The sequence below is a fragment of the Corallococcus sp. AB032C genome (assembly GCF_003668935.1).
GTDB classification, from domain to species: domain Bacteria; phylum Myxococcota; class Myxococcia; order Myxococcales; family Myxococcaceae; genus Corallococcus; species Corallococcus exiguus.
Window position 1 is genome coordinate 14,105 of the sequence record NZ_RAWP01000073.1, and the last position, 15,492, is coordinate 29,596.

The following is a 15,492-nucleotide window of genomic DNA, read 5'->3' on the forward strand; positions in this document are numbered from 1 at the left end:
ATGGCGCATGGGCGACCGCATCCTGCTGGTGGAGGATGACGACCAGCTCGGGTCCCAGATTGTCGGGCACCTGCGCGGCGCGGGCTTCGAGCCCGTGTGGTGGCGCGAGGGCCGGCTGCTGGTGTCCGGAGACCTGCCGGACGTGAGCCTCGTGGTGTTGGACCTGATGCTGCCGGGCACCTACGGCCTGGACATGCTCAAGGCGCTGAGGACCTTCTCGGAGGTCCCGGTGCTCATCCTGAGCGCGCGCAACGACACGCTGGACAAGGTCCGGGCGCTGAAGCTGGGCGCGGACGACTACATGACGAAGCCCTTCTGGCCGGAGGAGCTGGTGGAGCGCGTGCGAGCGCGCCTGCGCCGGCCCACGTTGCAGAAGGAGCAGGCGGTGGTGGAGGTGGGCCCGCTGCGCATCGATCTGCAGGGGCACACGGTGCAGGTGCAGGGGCGGCCGGTGGAGCTCACGCGGGTGGAGTTCGAGTTGCTCGCGGCGCTGGCGCGCAGGCCGCAGGAGGCGGTGACGCGGCAGTGGCTGGTGGAGCACGTGTTGGATCCGGAGCGTGAGGGCACGGAGCGCACGCTGGACGTCCACGTGTCGCGGCTGCGGCGCAAGCTGGGTCCGGTGAAGTGCGTGGAGACGGTCTGGGGTGTGGGCTACCGGCTGGTGCCCGGGGAGGATGCGTGAAGCTGCGGTTGCGGCTGGCGCTCACGGCGGTGGCGGTGACAGTGCCCGCGGTGTTCGCGCTGGTACAGGTGGAGCACTCGGTGCGCCGCCGCACGACGGACGAAGTCATCATCGCGTCCACGCTGTCGCAAATGCAGTCCGGGGGCCGAGAGCGCTGCGAGGCCACACCCGAGACCTGGATGGTCCGCTCCCGTTCCCCCCAGCGTCCGCCGTGGGAGCGCGAAGGCCTGCCCGACGGCAACGGAGGCCCGCCCTCCGGCACGGTCGCGCCAAACGAGCCCCCGGGCAACGGGCCCGCATCGGGAGGCCCCAGGCCCGGTGATGAAGGTCCGCCGCGCTTGGGGGCCCGGGGGCCGCTGGGGCGGCGCCTGCCGCCGGTAAGCCTCTATCCGTTCGACGGACAGTTCGTTTCGCGAAACCCGCTGGCACCGGCGTTGGACGACGAGCTGCGCAAGGGCGTGCAGGACGACGGCGTGGGCGTGCGCCGCTACTCGAAGGCGGACGGCGCGCTGGTGCAGGACCTGCTGTTGCGCATGCCCTGGGATGGAGGCCCCTGCGAGTACGTGCTCGCGCGTCGGGTGGAGCCCGCGGAGTCGCCAGAGGTGGGGCTGCCGCCGCTGTACGTTTGGGGAGTGCCGACGCTCATCCTCCTGTCCGCGATGGTGGTGGCGCTGGGGCCGGTGGTGCAGCGCCTGCGCCGGCTGACGGACCAGGTGCGAGCCTCATCGGGCAGCCGCTACGAGCAGCCCGTCACGGTGAACGGCACCGACGAGATCGCGGAGCTGGCCCGAGCCTTCCAGCAGGCCCGAGCGGAGATCCAGGCACAGATGGCGCACCAGCAAGCGCGCGAGCAGACGCTGCGAGACTTCTTGGCGAACACGACGCATGACGTGATGACGCCGCTCACGGTGTTGCAGGGGCACCTGGCCGCGATGCAGCAGCGGATGCGATCGGGCGAGCCACTGGAGTCGGGGCTGATGTTGTCCGCGATGAGCGAGGCGCACTACATGGCCTCGCTGGTGCATAACCTGGGAGCGGCGGCGAGGCTGGAAGCGGGAGCACCGCAGGTACAGCACGCGCCGGTGGACCTGAACGCGTTGGTGTCACGGGTGCTGGGCCGGCACCAGCCCATCGCGAGGCCACAGCGCATCGCCCTGGAGAGCGGAGTCCCGGCGACACAAACCTGGGTGATGAGCGACGAGACCTTGCTGGAGCAGGCGGTCAGCAACGTGGTGCTCAACGGCATCCGTTACGGACGCGAGGACGGCCACGTGGCGGTGGTGCTGGAGACGACGCGCCAGCAGACCTTCCACCTGCGGGTCATCGACGACGGACCGGGCATCTCCGAGGAAGAGCGGTCCAGGATCCTGGAGCGCCGCTTCCGAGGCAACGCGGCACGAACACGAGAGCCGCAAGGCCAGGGCCTGGGCCTGCACATTGTGCACAACGTGGTGGAACTGCACGGCTGGAAGATGACCCTGGCCCCCTCGGAATACGGAGGCCTGGAGGTCACCTTCACCGGTCCGCTGATGTCGCCGCCGGGGTGACAGGAGGCAGGCTCTCAACAAACCAGAGCTGCTTGTGGCGAGGCTCCTTGTTGTACTGCTCCGCCAGCCACTCCAGCTGCGAACGCCAGGGCGCTCGCGCGATCTCATATCGCACGCCGTTCTCGTCCTGGCGCAGCAGGACCCAATGCATGGGGCCTGGGCCTCGGGACGGAAGAGGAGGCAGCGGGTCCTGGGGCTCGACGAAATAGCCCTGCTTGTGTCCGCGATGCTCCAGGAGGTCCGCGAAGCAACGAGCAGATCGCTCGCGTGAGAAGCTTGTCACCTCGAACGTGCCGCCATGCGTGTCGATCCGAAGGACGCGCCAGCCGCCATGCCCATCGCGCCGCGTCCGCTCCTCGGAGGAGGGCCCCATTTGGAAGGGCTCTTCCGCGGAAAAGGAAAGGTGCGCGAGGGCATGCTCGAACTCCGCTGTTTCTTCCGCGATGACCCTGGCTTCCCCGGTGAGGAAGTCATGCGACAGAGCAAACTCCAGACTGCACTGCGCCTCGATCCACCACGTTTTGATGGAAGCCTCCACGTCCTTCCCTTCGAAGTTCGGAGTCCCCAACTGGTCCAGGTCCGACAGCGCGAACGCCGCGCTCCCGACCTCGCGCAGGGGAGCCAGGCTGGGAATCGAAACCTGCTTCAATGCTGGAAGCCCGCGTTCCCAAGTGCCCATCAAGATGACCTTTTCACCACGTAGTTCACGAGCTCCGGCCACGCGGCCTCAAGCGAGTCCTGTGACGCTTCCCCGAAAAGAGCGATGGCGTCCACCGGCCGCGCCTCCCCGGTGATCTGCTCTACGCACCATACCTCCAGCACATTCCGCAGTCCGCGCAGCGGTCCGTTGAGATTCTCCAGCGCTGCATCGGCCAGCAGCTCGCGAGCCTCGGCCCAGCGTCCCTCACGGCACGCCACCACCGCCGAAGCGAGCGGCGCGAACCACAAGGGAAAGTCCACCCGCGACCTCGCCTCGGCCAGCCGGGGCTCCACTCGCGCCAGCCTGCCTTCGAGCGCGTCCACCAGCGCGAGCGCCGCGGACAACACCGCGCGGAACTGCGGCGTCAGATCCTTCCGGGACTCCAGACTCGAAAGCTCACGCCCCGCTACCGGCAGTTGCCAGAGCTGGAGCCGGGCGATGCCGATGTTGTACGTGGGAATGACCTGGACCTTCGCCAGGGGCCGCGACGCCTCGAACCGCTCGAGCGCGGCGGCCACCCTCCCCTCCGACAACAACTGGAGCCCCTCGTCCGTGAGCTTCTGGCTCCGGCGGTAGCGAGGAAGAAAGTAGAGGGCTATCGGCACAAGCAGGGCGAACATGACGACGGGGAACATCGTCAGTGCCAGCCGCCGGTCGGGAATGAAGTGGCGCAGCAATCTGGGCACGCCAACGAGCACCAGCAGCATCACCACTGCGTACGGCCAGGATTTCCGCATGGGCCGGCATCTACGCAAGTCGTCAGCAAGTCCCGCGCCCCGAAGCATTCCACCCGGAGCCTGACTCACGGACCGCGGCCGTGGGCCCGCGGCGTCGTGCATGCGCGAACACGAAGGTGAGCCACGGATAGAGGCGCCCGCCCGGGGCCGGCTCCCTCAAAACCTGTCCGACAGTCGGACAAGCCTCCTCCGCATGGGCCCCAGGCCGCGCCGGCCCGTCAGTGGGCACAACGTCATGCGCGCGCGGATACCAAGATGGTGCACGGACAGGGTCGCCCGCCCGGGACCGGTTGCCTCAAAACCTGTCCGACAGTCGGACAAGTTTTCAGCCCATGCGGCCCGGGGGCGCGCTGGCCCGGAAAGCGACGCGGAGGGTGGACCCGCACGTCCATGTCAGACCCCTGTGGTTGGATGGCGATGCTGGGACGAGGAAGGGGATGGGGATGGAACGGCGAGGACTCGTGGCCTATGTGGAGGCGCAAATCGAGCGCGATATCGCGCTGGGGCTGCTGCACCCGAGCGGACAATTCGGCTCCGAAGCGAAGCTGGCGCGCCGCTATGAGGTGTGCCGGGGAACCATCCGCGAGGCGCTGCGGCGGCTGGCGGCGAGAGGCCTGGTGGTGCAGCGCCCCGGACGCAAGACGCGCGCGGTGGCGTTGGATGAGTCGCTGACGCTGGAGAACCTGGGGCTGGCGCTGCATGACGCGAGCAACCCGGATGCCCGGTGGCTTCTGGAGGGCTACTTCAGCCTCAAGCGGCAGGTGCTGGTGGAGCTTGTGGCCGACTGCTGCGCGAGGGCCTCGGACCTCGACCTGGACCGGCTGGGGAGCACATGCTTCCAGCTCCAGGACGCGGCGCGCTGGGAGTCGGGGGAAACCTGCGCGCAGGCGGAATTCGAGTTGCTGCGGCATGCGGCGCGGGTGGCGGCGCGTCCCGGGCACGTGCTCCTCGTTCAGTCCCTGCAGCGGGCATTCATGGGCGGAGCCGCCCAACTGCTGCAGCTCATGGGCGGAGAGGCGCTGCGCGAGTGGGCCTTCCGCGTGATGGCGATTCTGAACGAGCGCGACGTGCAGGCACTTCAGCATGAGCTGCCAGCACTGCTGAAGGCGCGCGATGAGCGCGTGCTGAACGCATTCGCCCCTGCGCCCCAGGAACCTGCGTCCCCCGAGGCCCCATCCGCCCAGGAGGAACTCATTGGTACGCCCGCACAGGCCAGCGGCCTGGCCGATGAGTCGAAGGCACGCCCTGGCGTCGATGAACGTGGCGCTGGCGATTCCGCGCAAACCACCGCGCAGGCTGTTGCGCAGGAGGCACTCCCCTGTGTCGAGGAGCATGGCGCCGACACCTCCAGGTCAACCACCGCGCAAGACGACGCTCTGGAGGTACGCCCCTCTCTTGAGGAGCGTGGCGCCGGTACCTCCGCATCAACTATCGCGCAGGGCGAAGCGCCGGAGCTGCACCTCCGCGACGAGAAACATAGCGCCGCCGATTTCGCATCAGCCGTTGCACATGACGAAGCGTCGGAACTGCAGCTCCGCGGCGACGAGCGTGGTGCCAGCGCCCCCTCATCAGCCGTTGCACATGACGAAGCGTCGGAACTGCACCTCCGCGGCGACGAGCGTGGTGCCAGCGCCTCCTCATCAGCTCCCGCACATGACGAAGCGACGGAGCCGCACCTCCGCGGCGACGAGCGTGGTGCCAGCGCCTCCCCATCAGCTCCCACACATGACGAAGCGACGGAGCTGCACCTCCACGCCGAGAAACGCGGTGACGGCGCCTCCGCGGCAGCCACCCTGCAGGACGATTCCGCGTCGTGTGCGGCGAAGGCCCTTCGCGTCCGCTCTCGCACATGAATCTTCGTACGTCGGCCCTTGAGTTGGAACGCTGGTGCCGGTGGGACCTGGACTCCGCCGCTCGCTCCGGACTTTCGCGCCGGCTTTGTCGGCGACCTTCTGTCGATGGGCTCCGCTCACGCCCACCGTGTCCGCCCCAATGCGGGGCGGACACAGTCCAGCTCCCCTCCCCCTCGCCAGGCCACGAGCTGGACGCGACCCGGCTTCCCTCCCCCGAAATCCGCTACCTCGTCGCGGCCCGGCGCGCTGGCGTCCGCCCCTTCACGGCCCGGTGCGCCTGCGCCTTCATCGCCGGCATGCGCCGGGCCTTGTGCGCCCGTGCCTTCACCGCCGGCATGCGCCGCGCCTTGTGCGCTCGTGCCTTCACCGGGCCCCGGCGCGCATAGCCCGCGGGCCGCATTGCCTTCTTCGCCACCACCGCCTTCTTGCGCTGCGCCGTGGCGCGGGCCGCGGGCCTCAGCGTTCTCTTCGCCGCCGGCCGCTTGCGCATTGTCGGCCTCGCCTTGCGCGCTGGCACCATCTCCATCCGCCGCAGCCGCGACTCGAAGCGCGTCAGCGCCTTGCGGAACAGGGCCGCCTTGCGCCGTGTGTCCATGCGTCCGCCGATCACACGGCTCCCCATGGGGACGCGCATGGCCTCACGGCGCAGCCGGCGCGCCAGCTTCTCGTACTGGTCCACCATGCCGCGCGCGCGCCGCACCATCCCTATCAGCTCGCGCCGGGACAGCTCCATCAGGTTGCGCGGCGCACTGGCCAGCACCAGCCGCATCTCCCGCGCGTTCATCAACGCCGTCCCCGTCTCCCGCATCTTGCGCATGTCCGCCCCCTCCCTCGGGTTCGCCAAACAGTCGCAACGTTTGGGGCCCCACCCGACAGCGGCAAGGAGGACGCGGCCGGGGCCTGCCCCACCGCCCGTCCCCGCGGAACAGGGCTGCTGTCCTGCACTCAGCCGGACGCGCGCACCGCAGGCGCGTCCAACAGCACCGCCAGCTTCTCCAGCGCCAGCCGCGCACGCGTCTTCACCGTCCCCAGCGGCTGGCCCGTCTTCTTCGCGATCTCACTCTGAGACAGCCCGTCGAAATACCCGAGCAGCACCACCTCCCGCTGCTCCGGCGGCAACTGCGCCATCGCCGCCCGCACCCGCGCCTGGTCCTGCGCCGCGGCGGCGGAATCATCCGGTGACGGCGGCGTCGCGCTCACCGGGGGCGGCTGCTGCGCCACCCCCTCCACCATCCGCGACACCGTGCCCAGCGAACGCAGCCGGTCAATGGCCCGCGTGCGCGCGATCGTCGTGACCCACGTCTCCAGTCCGCCGCGCGCCGGGTCGAACTCGCGCGCGCGCCGCCAGACCTCCAGGAAGGTCTCCTGCAGCACCTCTTCCGCGTCCGCCCGCGTGGGCAACAGCCTGACCCCGATGGCGAACGCCCGCGCGGAACACCTCACGTAGACATCGCGCATGGCCGCGGCGCTGCCGAGTGCCACCTGCTTCAGCAGGTCGCGGTCGGCCGACTGGTCACTCGCTTGCTGAGCAGCGGAGTCGTTGGGCGCCATGTTCGTCCCGGATACCGCAACCGGAGGGGCGGATCCCAGCTTCAACTATCGGGGCCCGTCCACCCAGCCCCTCGGGCTGGGCGACCGCTCCCTCCGTTCCTAACGTTGACAGGCCAACGCGACCAGGCGGCAGCCATCTTCAATCATCAACACCCGCGCATTGCCGCCTGGAGCCAATAACTCAGAGTCCTATAAGGGGCCGCCAGCCGATATGACCGAACGACTCGGAAGCGTGTTCATCGAGAACGTCCAGCCGGAGCTGGACGCGGGGCGCTACGCCATCAAGCGCGTCGCCGGGGAGAGCCTCACCGTCCGGGCGGACATCTTCAAGGAAGGCCACGACGTCCTCGTGGCCGTCGCCCGCTGGCGCCAGGTCACCCCTGCTGCCCAGAAGACGGACTGGGCGGAGGTCCCCCTCGCCTTCAAGAACAACGACGCCTGGGAAGGCTCCATCCCGCTCGCGAAGAACGGCCGTTACGAATTCACGATTGAAGCCTGGCCAAATCTCTTCCGCACCTGGGCACACGAGCTGAAGCGCAAGGTGGACGCTGGCCGCGACGTGAAGAGCGAGCTGCTGGAGGGCGCTGCCCTGCTGGAAGGCGCGGCCGCTCGCGCCAAGGGCAAGTCCCCGGAGGACCACCGGCTGCTCGCCGAGGCAGGAGCCCGCCTGCGCACGCCGCCCACGCCGGACCTCCTCCTCGCCGCGCTGTCCTCCGAGCTGGCGGACGCCGCGTCACGGCATCCGGACCGCACGCTCTCCAGCAAGTACGACAAGGTGCTGGAGGTGTTCGTGGACCGGGAGAAGGCGCGCAATGCCGCCTGGTACGAATTCTTCCCCCGCTCCGCGAAGCGCGACGGCAAGACGCACGGCACCTTCAAGGACGCGCAGACCTGGCTGCCGTACATCCAGAAGCTCGGGTTCGACACCGTCTACCTGCCGCCCATCCACCCCATCGGGCGCACCGCTCGCAAGGGCAAGAACAACAGCCTGCGCTCGGAGCCCGGTGACGTGGGCAGCCCGTGGGCCATTGGCGCTTCCGAGGGCGGCCACAAGGCCGTGCACCCGGAGCTGGGCACGCTGCAGGACTTCCGCGCGTTCGTGGACGCGGCGAAGGCGCACGGCATCGAAGTGGCGCTGGACCTGGCCTTCCAGTGCTCGCCGGACCACCCGTACGTGAAGGAGCATCCGGAGTGGTTCCAGCACCGCCCGGACGGCACCATCAAGACGGCGGAGAACCCGCCCAAGCGCTACGAGGACATCGTCAACTTCGACTGGATGGGCCCCGCACGGGACGCCCTCTGGAAGGAGCTCAAGTCCGTGGTCCTGCACTGGGTGGACAACGGCGTGCGGACCTTCCGTGTGGACAACCCGCACACCAAGCCCATGCAGTTCTGGCACTGGCTCATCCGGGAAGTGCAGGACCTGCACCCGGACGTGCTCTTCCTGTCGGAGGCCTTCACCCGCCCCAAGGTGATGAAGGCCCTGGGCAAGGTGGGCTTCACCCAGTCGTACACGTACTTCACCTGGCGCCTCTTCAAGGACGAGCTGCGCACGTACCTGGAGGAGATCACCCAGCCGCCCGTGGCGGACTACTTCCGCGGCAACCTCTGGCCCAACACGCCGGACATCCTCCCGGAGAACCTCCAGAACGCGGGGCCCGGCGCCTTCCGCGTGCGCGTGGCGCTGGCCTCCACGCTGTCGTCCGTGTGGGGCATGTACTCGGGCTACGAGCTGTGCGAGGGCCGCCCGGTACCGGGCAAGGAGGAGTACCTGGATTCGGAGAAGTACCAGCTCGTGGCATGGGACTGGGACCGGCCGGGCAACATCTCCGGATGGATTTCCAGGCTCAACGCCATCCGCAAGGCGCACCCCGCGCTCCAGCACTACCAGGCGCTGCGCTTCTTCGAGTCCGACAACGACCGCGTCCTCTTCTACGGCAAGCGCTCACCGGACGGACTCAGTACGGTGCTGGTGGCGGTGAGCCTGGATCCGTACGCGCCACAGGAAGCCCTGCTCCGCGTGCCCATGGAATGGCTGGGCGTCACCGCGGAGGAGACCTATCAGGTGCAGGAGCTGATGGCTGATCAGCGCTCGCTCTGGCAGGGCCCGGACGTGCAGGTGCGCCTGACGCCCGAACAACCCGCGGCCATCTGGGCCGTGTACCGCTACCGCCGCACCGAACACGCGTTCGACTACTTCGAGTGACTCCCTCCGAGAGGCGTATGGACCTGGATCCGCTTTGGTACAAAAAAGCGCTCATCTACGAGCTGCACATCCGCGCATTCCATGACTCCAACGGGGACGGCCACGGGGACATCCCGGGCCTGATTGAAAAGCTGCCGTATCTCCAGGACCTGGGCGTGGACTGCCTGTGGCTCCTGCCGCACTACCCGTCCCCGCTGCGCGACGACGGCTACGACATCGCGGACTACTACGGCATCCACCCGGACTACGGCACGCTGGCGGACTTCCAGCGGCTGGTGGAAGAGGCCCACAAGCGCGGGCTGCGCATCATCATCGAGCTGGTGGTGAACCACACCAGCGACCAGCACCCCTGGTTCCAGGAGGCGCGCAGGGACCCCCAGAGCCCCAAGCGCAACTGGTACGTCTGGAGCGACACGGACGAAGCCTACAAGGGCGCGCGCATCATCTTCACCGACACGGAGCGCTCCAACTGGACGTGGGATCCGGTGGCCAAGCAGTACTTCTGGCACCGCTTCTTCAGCCACCAGCCGGACCTGAACTACGACAACCCCGAAGTGCAGGAAGCCATGCTGGACGTCATGCGCTTCTGGCTCAACATGGGCGTGGACGGGTTCCGCTGCGACGCCGTGCCCTACCTCTTCGAGCGCGAGGGCACCAACTGCGAGAACCTCCCGGAGACGCACGCGTTCCTGAAGAAGCTGCGCAAGACGATCGACTCCGAGTACCAGGGCAAGGTGCTGCTCGCGGAGGCGAACCAGTGGCCCGCCGACGTGCGCGTGTACTTCGGCGAAGGCGACGAGTTCCACATGGGCTTCCACTTCCCGGTGATGCCCCGCCTCTTCATGGCGGTGCGCCGCGAGGACCGCACGCCCATCGTGGAAATCATGCAGCAGACGCCGGACATCCCGGAGTCCTGCCAGTGGGCCATCTTCCTGCGCAACCACGATGAGCTGACGCTGGAGATGGTGACGGACGAGGACCGGGACTACATGTACCGGGAGTACGCCACCGACCCGCGCATGCGCATCAACCTGGGCATCCGCCGCAGGTTGGCGCCGCTGATGGACAACGGCCGGCGCCGCATCGAGCTGATGCACAGCCTGCTCTTCACGCTGCCCGGCACGCCGGTCCTCTACTACGGGGACGAAATCGGCATGGGCGACAACATCTACCTGGGCGACCGCAACGGCGTGCGCACGCCCATGCAGTGGACCGGCGACCGCAACGCGGGCTTCAGCCGCGCGGACTACGCGCGCCTCTTCGCGCCCGTCATCGCGGATCCCGTCTACGGCTACCAGTCCATCAACGTGGAGGCCCAGGAGCGGCAGAAGTCCAGCCTGCTCCAGTGGGTGAAGCGGATGATTGGCATCCGCCAGCGCTACCCCGTGTTCGCCATGGGCACCCTGCGCTTCCTCACCACGGAGAACCGCAAGGTGCTGGCCTTCGTGCGTGAGTGGGAGGGCCAGACGGTGCTCGTCGTGTGCAACCTGTCGCGCTTCGCGCAGCCGGGCGTGCTGGACCTGCGCGAGTTCAGCGGCAGCATTCCCGTGGAGTTGATTGGAGAGACGCCGTTCCCCCGCATCAGCGACCTGCCCTATCAGCTGTCGATGGGGCCTTACATGTTCCTGTGGTTCCGGTTGGACAAGCCGCTGCAGGCGAAGGAGTAACCCCGCGTGACCCCCCTGGACCTGACCAAGCTGCCAGACTTCCTCAAGGCCCAACGTTGGTTCGCCGGCAAGGCGTGGCCCATCAAAAGTGTCAGCGTGGCGGACCACGTGAACATGGACCTGGGCACGTGTTCCTTCACCCTGGCCATCATCGAAGTCGTCTACGAGCTGGGGAATCCGGAGCGCTACCAGCTCCAGGTCCGGCACACGGCCGACGGACTGGTGAGCGCGCTGGAGGACGACGACTGTGTGCGCGCCCTCTTCAGCCTCGCGCGAGAGGGCCGGCAGGTGGTGTCCGGCTCCGGCCGCGTGGTGGGTGAATGGATCGCCTCCACGGACAGCGGCGTGGCGCTGCCGGATCCGCTCACCGTGCGCCGGCTCAACGTGGAGCAGAGCAACACCTCGCTGGTGCTGGGCGAGCGGGTCATCGTCAAGGTCATCCGCAAGCTGGAGGCCGGCGTGAACCCCGAATACGAGGTGGGCCGCTTCCTCGCGACGAAGACGTCCTTCCGCGCGACGCCGCAGTTGGTGGGCGCGCTGAACCTGGAGGGCCCCGCGGGCGCGACGCTCGCGCTGGCGCACCGCTTCGTGCCGGACGCCGTGGACGGCTGGAAGTACACGCTGGAGCGGCTGCGCCAGGAGAAGGCGCTGAGCGAGCGCTTCCTCGGGGACATGCGAGACCTGGGCGCGCGGCTGGGAGAGCTGCACAAGGCGTTCGCCTCCGCGGAGCCGGAGGACCTGGCGTTCTCCCCGGAGCCGCTGCTCCAGGAGGACCTGCAGCGCTGGAGCGCGTCCATCGTGGGCGAGCTGGGCGTGACGCTGGCGGACGCCGGGCGGCTGCACGCGGACCTGGAGGGCCGGCGCGAGGGCCTCATCGCGTACGCGAAGCGGCTGGCGCAGGTGGCGCCCTCCGGCCAGAAGATCCGCATCCACGGCGACCTGCACCTGGGCCAGGTGCTGCGCTCGGATGGCCAGTGGCTGTTCTTCGACTTCGAGGGCGAGCCGTCCCGCTCCTTCACCGCGCGCCGGGAGAAGTACAGCGCGCTGCGCGACGTGGCGGGGATGATCCGCTCGTTCGACTACGCGGAGGCGACCGTGTCGCTGGAGGGCGGCCAGCCGCGCGGGCGCGTGGGCCCCACCCGAGACGCATTCCTGGAAGGCTACCGCCAGGCGACGCGCGGCGCCCCCTTCCTGCCCGACAGCGATGAAGCCTTTGACGTGATGTTGCGTGCCTTCGAACTGGAGAAGCTGTTGTACGAAGTGCGCTACGAACTCGCCAACCGGCCGGACTGGGTGCGCATCCCCGTCGAGGCCCTGTTGCGGATGGAGGATGCCCAGTGAGGAAGCCTGCGGACAGAGCACAGGTGGACGCGGAGCTGCAACGCGTGGTGGAGCTGCGCCATCCGGAGCCGCACTCCATGTTGGGCGTCCACCCGGACGGCGACGCGGTGGTGGTGCGCGCCTACCGCCCGGAGGCCGTGGCCATCCACGTCCTGCCGGAGTTCGGGGGCAAGGTGCCCATGCAGCACCGCACCGGCGGCGTCTTCGAGGCGCGCATCAACGGCCGCACGGAGCCCTTCGGCTACCTGCTGGAGGTGGAGTACCCGGGCAAGAAGGTCTTCACGCTGCGCGACCCGTACAGCTTCCTGCCCACCATCGGGGAGATGGACCTGTACTTCGCCGGCGAGGGCCGCCACGAGCGGCTCTGGGAGCGCATGGGCGCGCACCTCATCCACCACAACGGCGTGAAGGGCACATCGTTCGCCGTCTGGGCGCCCACCGCCCGGGGCGTGTCCGTGGTGGGTGACTTCAACGGCTGGGACGGCCGCCTGCACGCCATGCGGCGCATGGGGTCCTCCGGCATCTGGGAGCTGTTCGTCCCGGAGGTCGGCGAGGGCACCCGCTACAAGTTCGAAATCCGGCCCGGCCACGGCGGCGGCGCGCTGCTCAAGGCGGACCCCTTCGCCTTCCGCACGGAGACGCCGCCCGCCACCGCGTCCGTGGTGCACGACCTGCAGCGCTACGCCTGGGGCGACAGCGCGTGGCTGGAGACGCGCGAGAAGCACGTGGACGCGGCCCAGCACCCGTGGAGCGTGTACGAGGTCCACCTGGGCAGCTGGCGCCGCGTGGTGGAGGACGGCGACCGGCCCATGACGTACCGCGAGCTGGCGCCGGAGCTGTCTCGCTACGCGAAGGAGCTGGGCTTCACGCACGTGGAGCTCTTGCCCGTGTCCGAGCACCCCTACGGCGGCTCCTGGGGCTACCAGGTCGGTGGCTACTACGCGCCCACCTCGCGCTTCGGCCACCCGGACGACTTCCGCTACCTGGTGGACTACCTGCACCAGGAGGGCATCGGCGTCATCGTGGACTGGGTGCCGGGCCACTTCCCGCGCGACAGCCACGCGCTGGGCCAGTTCGACGGCACGTCCCTCTACGAGCACTCGGATCCACGCCAGGGTTCGCAGCCGGACTGGGGCACGCTCGTCTTCAACTTCGGCCGCAACGAGGTGCGCAACTTCCTCATCGCCAACGCGCTGTTCTGGCTGGAGGAGTACCACATCGACGGGCTGCGCGTGGACGCGGTGGCCTCCATGCTCTACCTGGACTACAGCCGGAAGCACGGCGAGTGGGTCCCCAACCGCTGGGGCGGCCGCGAGAACGAAGAGGCCATCCAGTTCCTGCGCGAGCTCAACGACACCATCCGCCGCAAGCACCCGGGCGTGGTCGTCATCGCGGAGGAGTCCACCGCGTGGCCCAAGGTGTCCCAGCCCGTCAGCGAGGGCGGCCTGGGCTTCCACTTCAAGTGGAACATGGGCTGGATGCACGACACGCTGTCGTACTTCTCCAAGGACGCCGTCTACCGGCAGTTCCACCACAACCAGCTCACCTTCGGCCTGCTGTACGCGTTCAGCGAGCACTTCATGCTGCCGCTGAGCCACGACGAGGTGGTGCACGGCAAGGGCAGCCTCTACGGGCGCATGCCGGGCGACGCGTGGCAGAAGCGCGCCAACCTGCGCGCGCTGTTCGCGTGGATGTGGGCCCACCCGGGCAAGAAGCTGCTCTTCATGGGCGGTGAGTTCGGCCAGCCGGCGGAGTGGAACCACGACAAGAGCCTGGACTGGCACCTGCTCAACGACCCGGGCCACAAGGGCATCCAGAAGCTGGTGGGCGACCTGAACCGCGTCTACCGCGACCTGCCCGCGCTGTACGACTCGGACAGCGAGCCCGTGGGCTTCCAGTGGCTGCAGCCGGACGCGTCCGCGGCGAACGTGCTGGCCTTCGTGCGCCGCTCGCGCACGCCCGGCCGTCACGTGGTGTGCGTGGCCAACATGTCGCCGGTGCCTCGCGAGGATTATCGCGTGGGCTTCCCGCTCCACGGCCGTTATGTGGAGCTGGTCAACACCGACGCCGGGGAGTACGGCGGAAGCGGCCTGGGCAACCGGGGTCAGGTGCACACGGAGCCCACGGGCTGGGATGGCCAGCCGGCCTCCGCGGCGCTCACCCTGCCCCCGCTGTCGGTGGTGTGGTTCACGCCGGGGTAGGACGACGCCCCGGCCTCACCGGAAGGAACCGGGGCATGGCGGCAGGAGCAGCGGCGAAGCGGCAGCTGGGAACGACGGGCCTGGAGGTATTCCCGCTGTGTCTGGGCGGGAACGTCTTCGGCTGGACGGCGGACGAGGCGACCTCGTTCGCCGTGCTCGACGCGTTCGTGGAGGGCGGCGGCAACTTCGTGGACACCGCGGACGTGTACTCGCGGTGGATCCCCGGCCACGTGGGCGGCGAGTCAGAGACGGTGCTGGGCAGGTGGATTGCCTCGCGCAAGGCGAAGGACCGCCTGGTGGTGGCCACGAAGGTCGGCGCGGAGACGGCGCTGGGCAAGGGCCTCACGCGCGAGCACATCGAGAAGAGCGTGGACGCGTCCCTGCGCCGGCTGGGCGTGGAGCGCATCGACCTGTACTACGCGCACTACGACGACCCGAACACGCCCTTCGAGGAGACGCTCCGCGCCTTCGACGCGCTGGTGAAGGCGGGCAAGGTGAAGGCGCTGGGCCTGAGCAACCACACGGCGGAGCGCGCGCAGCAGGCCCTGGACACGCAGAAGAAGCTGGGGCTCACGCGCTACCAGGTCATTCAACCGGAGTACAACCTGGTGGAGCGCCCGAAGTTCGAGGGCGCGCTCCAGCAGGTGAGTGAGAAGGAAGGCCTGGCCGTGGCGCCCTACTTCGGGCTCGCCGCGGGCTTCCTCACCGGCAAGTACCAGGAGGGACAGCCAGCACCGGCGTCTTTGCGCGCGGGCAACGTGCTCAAGAAGTACGGCAACACGCAGGGCTGGGGCGTCGTCGCCGCGCTGAAGAAGGTGGCGGAGCGCCGGGGTGCCACGCCGTCACAGGTGGCGCTCGCGTGGCTTGTGACGCGGCCCACGGTGGAGGCGCCCATCGCCAGCGCCACGTCCGTGCCGCAGGTGAAGGAGCTGCTCGGGGCCTTCTCCCTGAAGCTGGAAGCGGACGACCTGCGCGAGCTGGACAGCGCGTCTTCGAAGTAGCGCCGT

At 68.9% G+C, this 15,492-nt stretch carries 12 protein-coding genes; 8 read left to right on the forward strand and 4 right to left on the reverse strand.

Translation table 11 applies throughout. The features are described 5' to 3' along the window. The first annotated feature begins 7 nt into the window (after positions 1-7). Positions 8-682: a response regulator transcription factor gene (locus D7X99_RS27575; protein ID WP_121780390.1), complete on the forward strand. Its 675-nt coding sequence runs from the start codon at positions 8-10 to the stop codon at positions 680-682. Then, positions 679-2,229 carry a cell wall metabolism sensor histidine kinase WalK gene (locus tag D7X99_RS27580; protein ID WP_121780391.1) on the forward strand — a complete coding sequence of 517 codons (1,551 nt, stop codon included), beginning with the start codon at positions 679-681 and terminating at the stop codon, positions 2,227-2,229. Before D7X99_RS27575 ends, D7X99_RS27580 begins: the two co-directional genes overlap by 4 nt. Here D7X99_RS27580 and D7X99_RS27585 read toward each other — a convergent pair. Both D7X99_RS27585 and D7X99_RS27590 read right to left on the reverse strand, forming a co-directional pair. Further along, entirely contained in the window at positions 2,198-2,767 is a 570-nt protein-coding gene (locus D7X99_RS27585) for a hypothetical protein (protein WP_147476280.1), read from the reverse strand. The genes D7X99_RS27580 and D7X99_RS27585 overlap by 32 nt on opposite strands. Positions 2,768-2,907: 140 nt before the next feature. After that, positions 2,908-3,666, reverse strand: a complete 759-nt coding sequence (locus tag D7X99_RS27590) for a hypothetical protein (protein ID WP_147476281.1) — start codon at positions 3,664-3,666, stop codon at positions 2,908-2,910. 437 nt (positions 3,667-4,103) lie between these two features. Here D7X99_RS27590 and D7X99_RS43940 point away from each other — a divergent pair, with 437 nt between their 5' ends. After that, positions 4,104-5,519 carry a GntR family transcriptional regulator gene (locus tag D7X99_RS43940; RefSeq protein WP_233613776.1) on the forward strand — a complete coding sequence of 472 codons (1,416 nt, stop codon included), beginning with the start codon at positions 4,104-4,106 and terminating at the stop codon, positions 5,517-5,519. Positions 5,520-5,742: 223 nt separating this feature from the next. Here the strand turns inward: D7X99_RS43940 and D7X99_RS27600 are convergent, their stop codons facing one another. Then, complete coding sequence (locus D7X99_RS27600) at positions 5,743-6,336, reverse strand: hypothetical protein (protein WP_121780394.1); 594 nt, start codon at positions 6,334-6,336, stop codon at positions 5,743-5,745. A gap of 128 nt (positions 6,337-6,464) precedes the next feature. After that, complete coding sequence (locus D7X99_RS27605; protein WP_121780395.1) at positions 6,465-7,070, reverse strand: sigma-70 family RNA polymerase sigma factor; 606 nt, start codon at positions 7,068-7,070, stop codon at positions 6,465-6,467. 211 nt (positions 7,071-7,281) lie between these two features. On the opposite strand from D7X99_RS27605, the gene D7X99_RS27610 reads away from it, so the two are divergent. From D7X99_RS27610 to D7X99_RS27630, 5 genes are read left to right on the forward strand one after another with little or no spacing between them, the layout of a single operon-like run. After that, a complete protein-coding gene (locus D7X99_RS27610) occupies positions 7,282-9,276 on the forward strand; it encodes an alpha-1,4-glucan--maltose-1-phosphate maltosyltransferase (RefSeq protein ID WP_121780396.1) in 1,995 nt (664 codons plus the stop codon). 17 nt (positions 9,277-9,293) lie between these two features. Beyond that, entirely contained in the window at positions 9,294-10,943 is a 1,650-nt protein-coding gene (gene treS, locus D7X99_RS27615; protein ID WP_121780397.1) for a maltose alpha-D-glucosyltransferase, read from the forward strand. 6 nt (positions 10,944-10,949) lie between these two features. Beyond that, a complete protein-coding gene (locus tag D7X99_RS27620) occupies positions 10,950-12,284 on the forward strand; it encodes a phosphotransferase (RefSeq protein WP_121780398.1) in 1,335 nt (444 codons plus the stop codon). Next, entirely contained in the window at positions 12,281-14,485 is a 2,205-nt protein-coding gene (glgB, locus tag D7X99_RS27625) for a 1,4-alpha-glucan branching protein GlgB (RefSeq protein ID WP_121780399.1), read from the forward strand. Before D7X99_RS27620 ends, glgB begins: the two co-directional genes overlap by 4 nt. Before the next feature lie 35 nt (positions 14,486-14,520). Further along, positions 14,521-15,486 (forward strand): aldo/keto reductase, encoded by a 966-nt coding sequence (locus D7X99_RS27630; RefSeq protein ID WP_121780400.1) that lies wholly within the window; start codon positions 14,521-14,523, stop codon positions 15,484-15,486. The last annotated feature ends 6 nt before the right edge of the window (positions 15,487-15,492 follow it).

What these genes read in the sequence shown, in the direction of transcription:
- D7X99_RS43940 (WP_233613776.1), top strand. Translation starts at nt 4,104, where the DNA reads ATGGGGATGGAACGGCGAGGACTCGTGGCCTATGTGGAGGCGCAAATC.
- D7X99_RS27630 (WP_121780400.1), top strand. Translation starts at nt 14,521, where the DNA reads ATGGCGGCAGGAGCAGCGGCGAAGCGGCAGCTGGGAACGACGGGCCTG.
- D7X99_RS27610 (WP_121780396.1), top strand. Translation starts at nt 7,282, where the DNA reads ATGACCGAACGACTCGGAAGCGTGTTCATCGAGAACGTCCAGCCGGAG.
- D7X99_RS27590 (WP_147476281.1), bottom strand. Translation starts at nt 3,666, where the DNA reads ATGCGGAAATCCTGGCCGTACGCAGTGGTGATGCTGCTGGTGCTCGTT.
- D7X99_RS27605 (WP_121780395.1), bottom strand. Translation starts at nt 7,070, where the DNA reads ATGGCGCCCAACGACTCCGCTGCTCAGCAAGCGAGTGACCAGTCGGCC.
- D7X99_RS27575 (WP_121780390.1), top strand. Translation starts at nt 8, where the DNA reads ATGGGCGACCGCATCCTGCTGGTGGAGGATGACGACCAGCTCGGGTCC.
- D7X99_RS27600 (WP_121780394.1), bottom strand. Translation starts at nt 6,336, where the DNA reads ATGCGCAAGATGCGGGAGACGGGGACGGCGTTGATGAACGCGCGGGAG.
- treS (WP_121780397.1), top strand. Translation starts at nt 9,294, where the DNA reads ATGGACCTGGATCCGCTTTGGTACAAAAAAGCGCTCATCTACGAGCTG.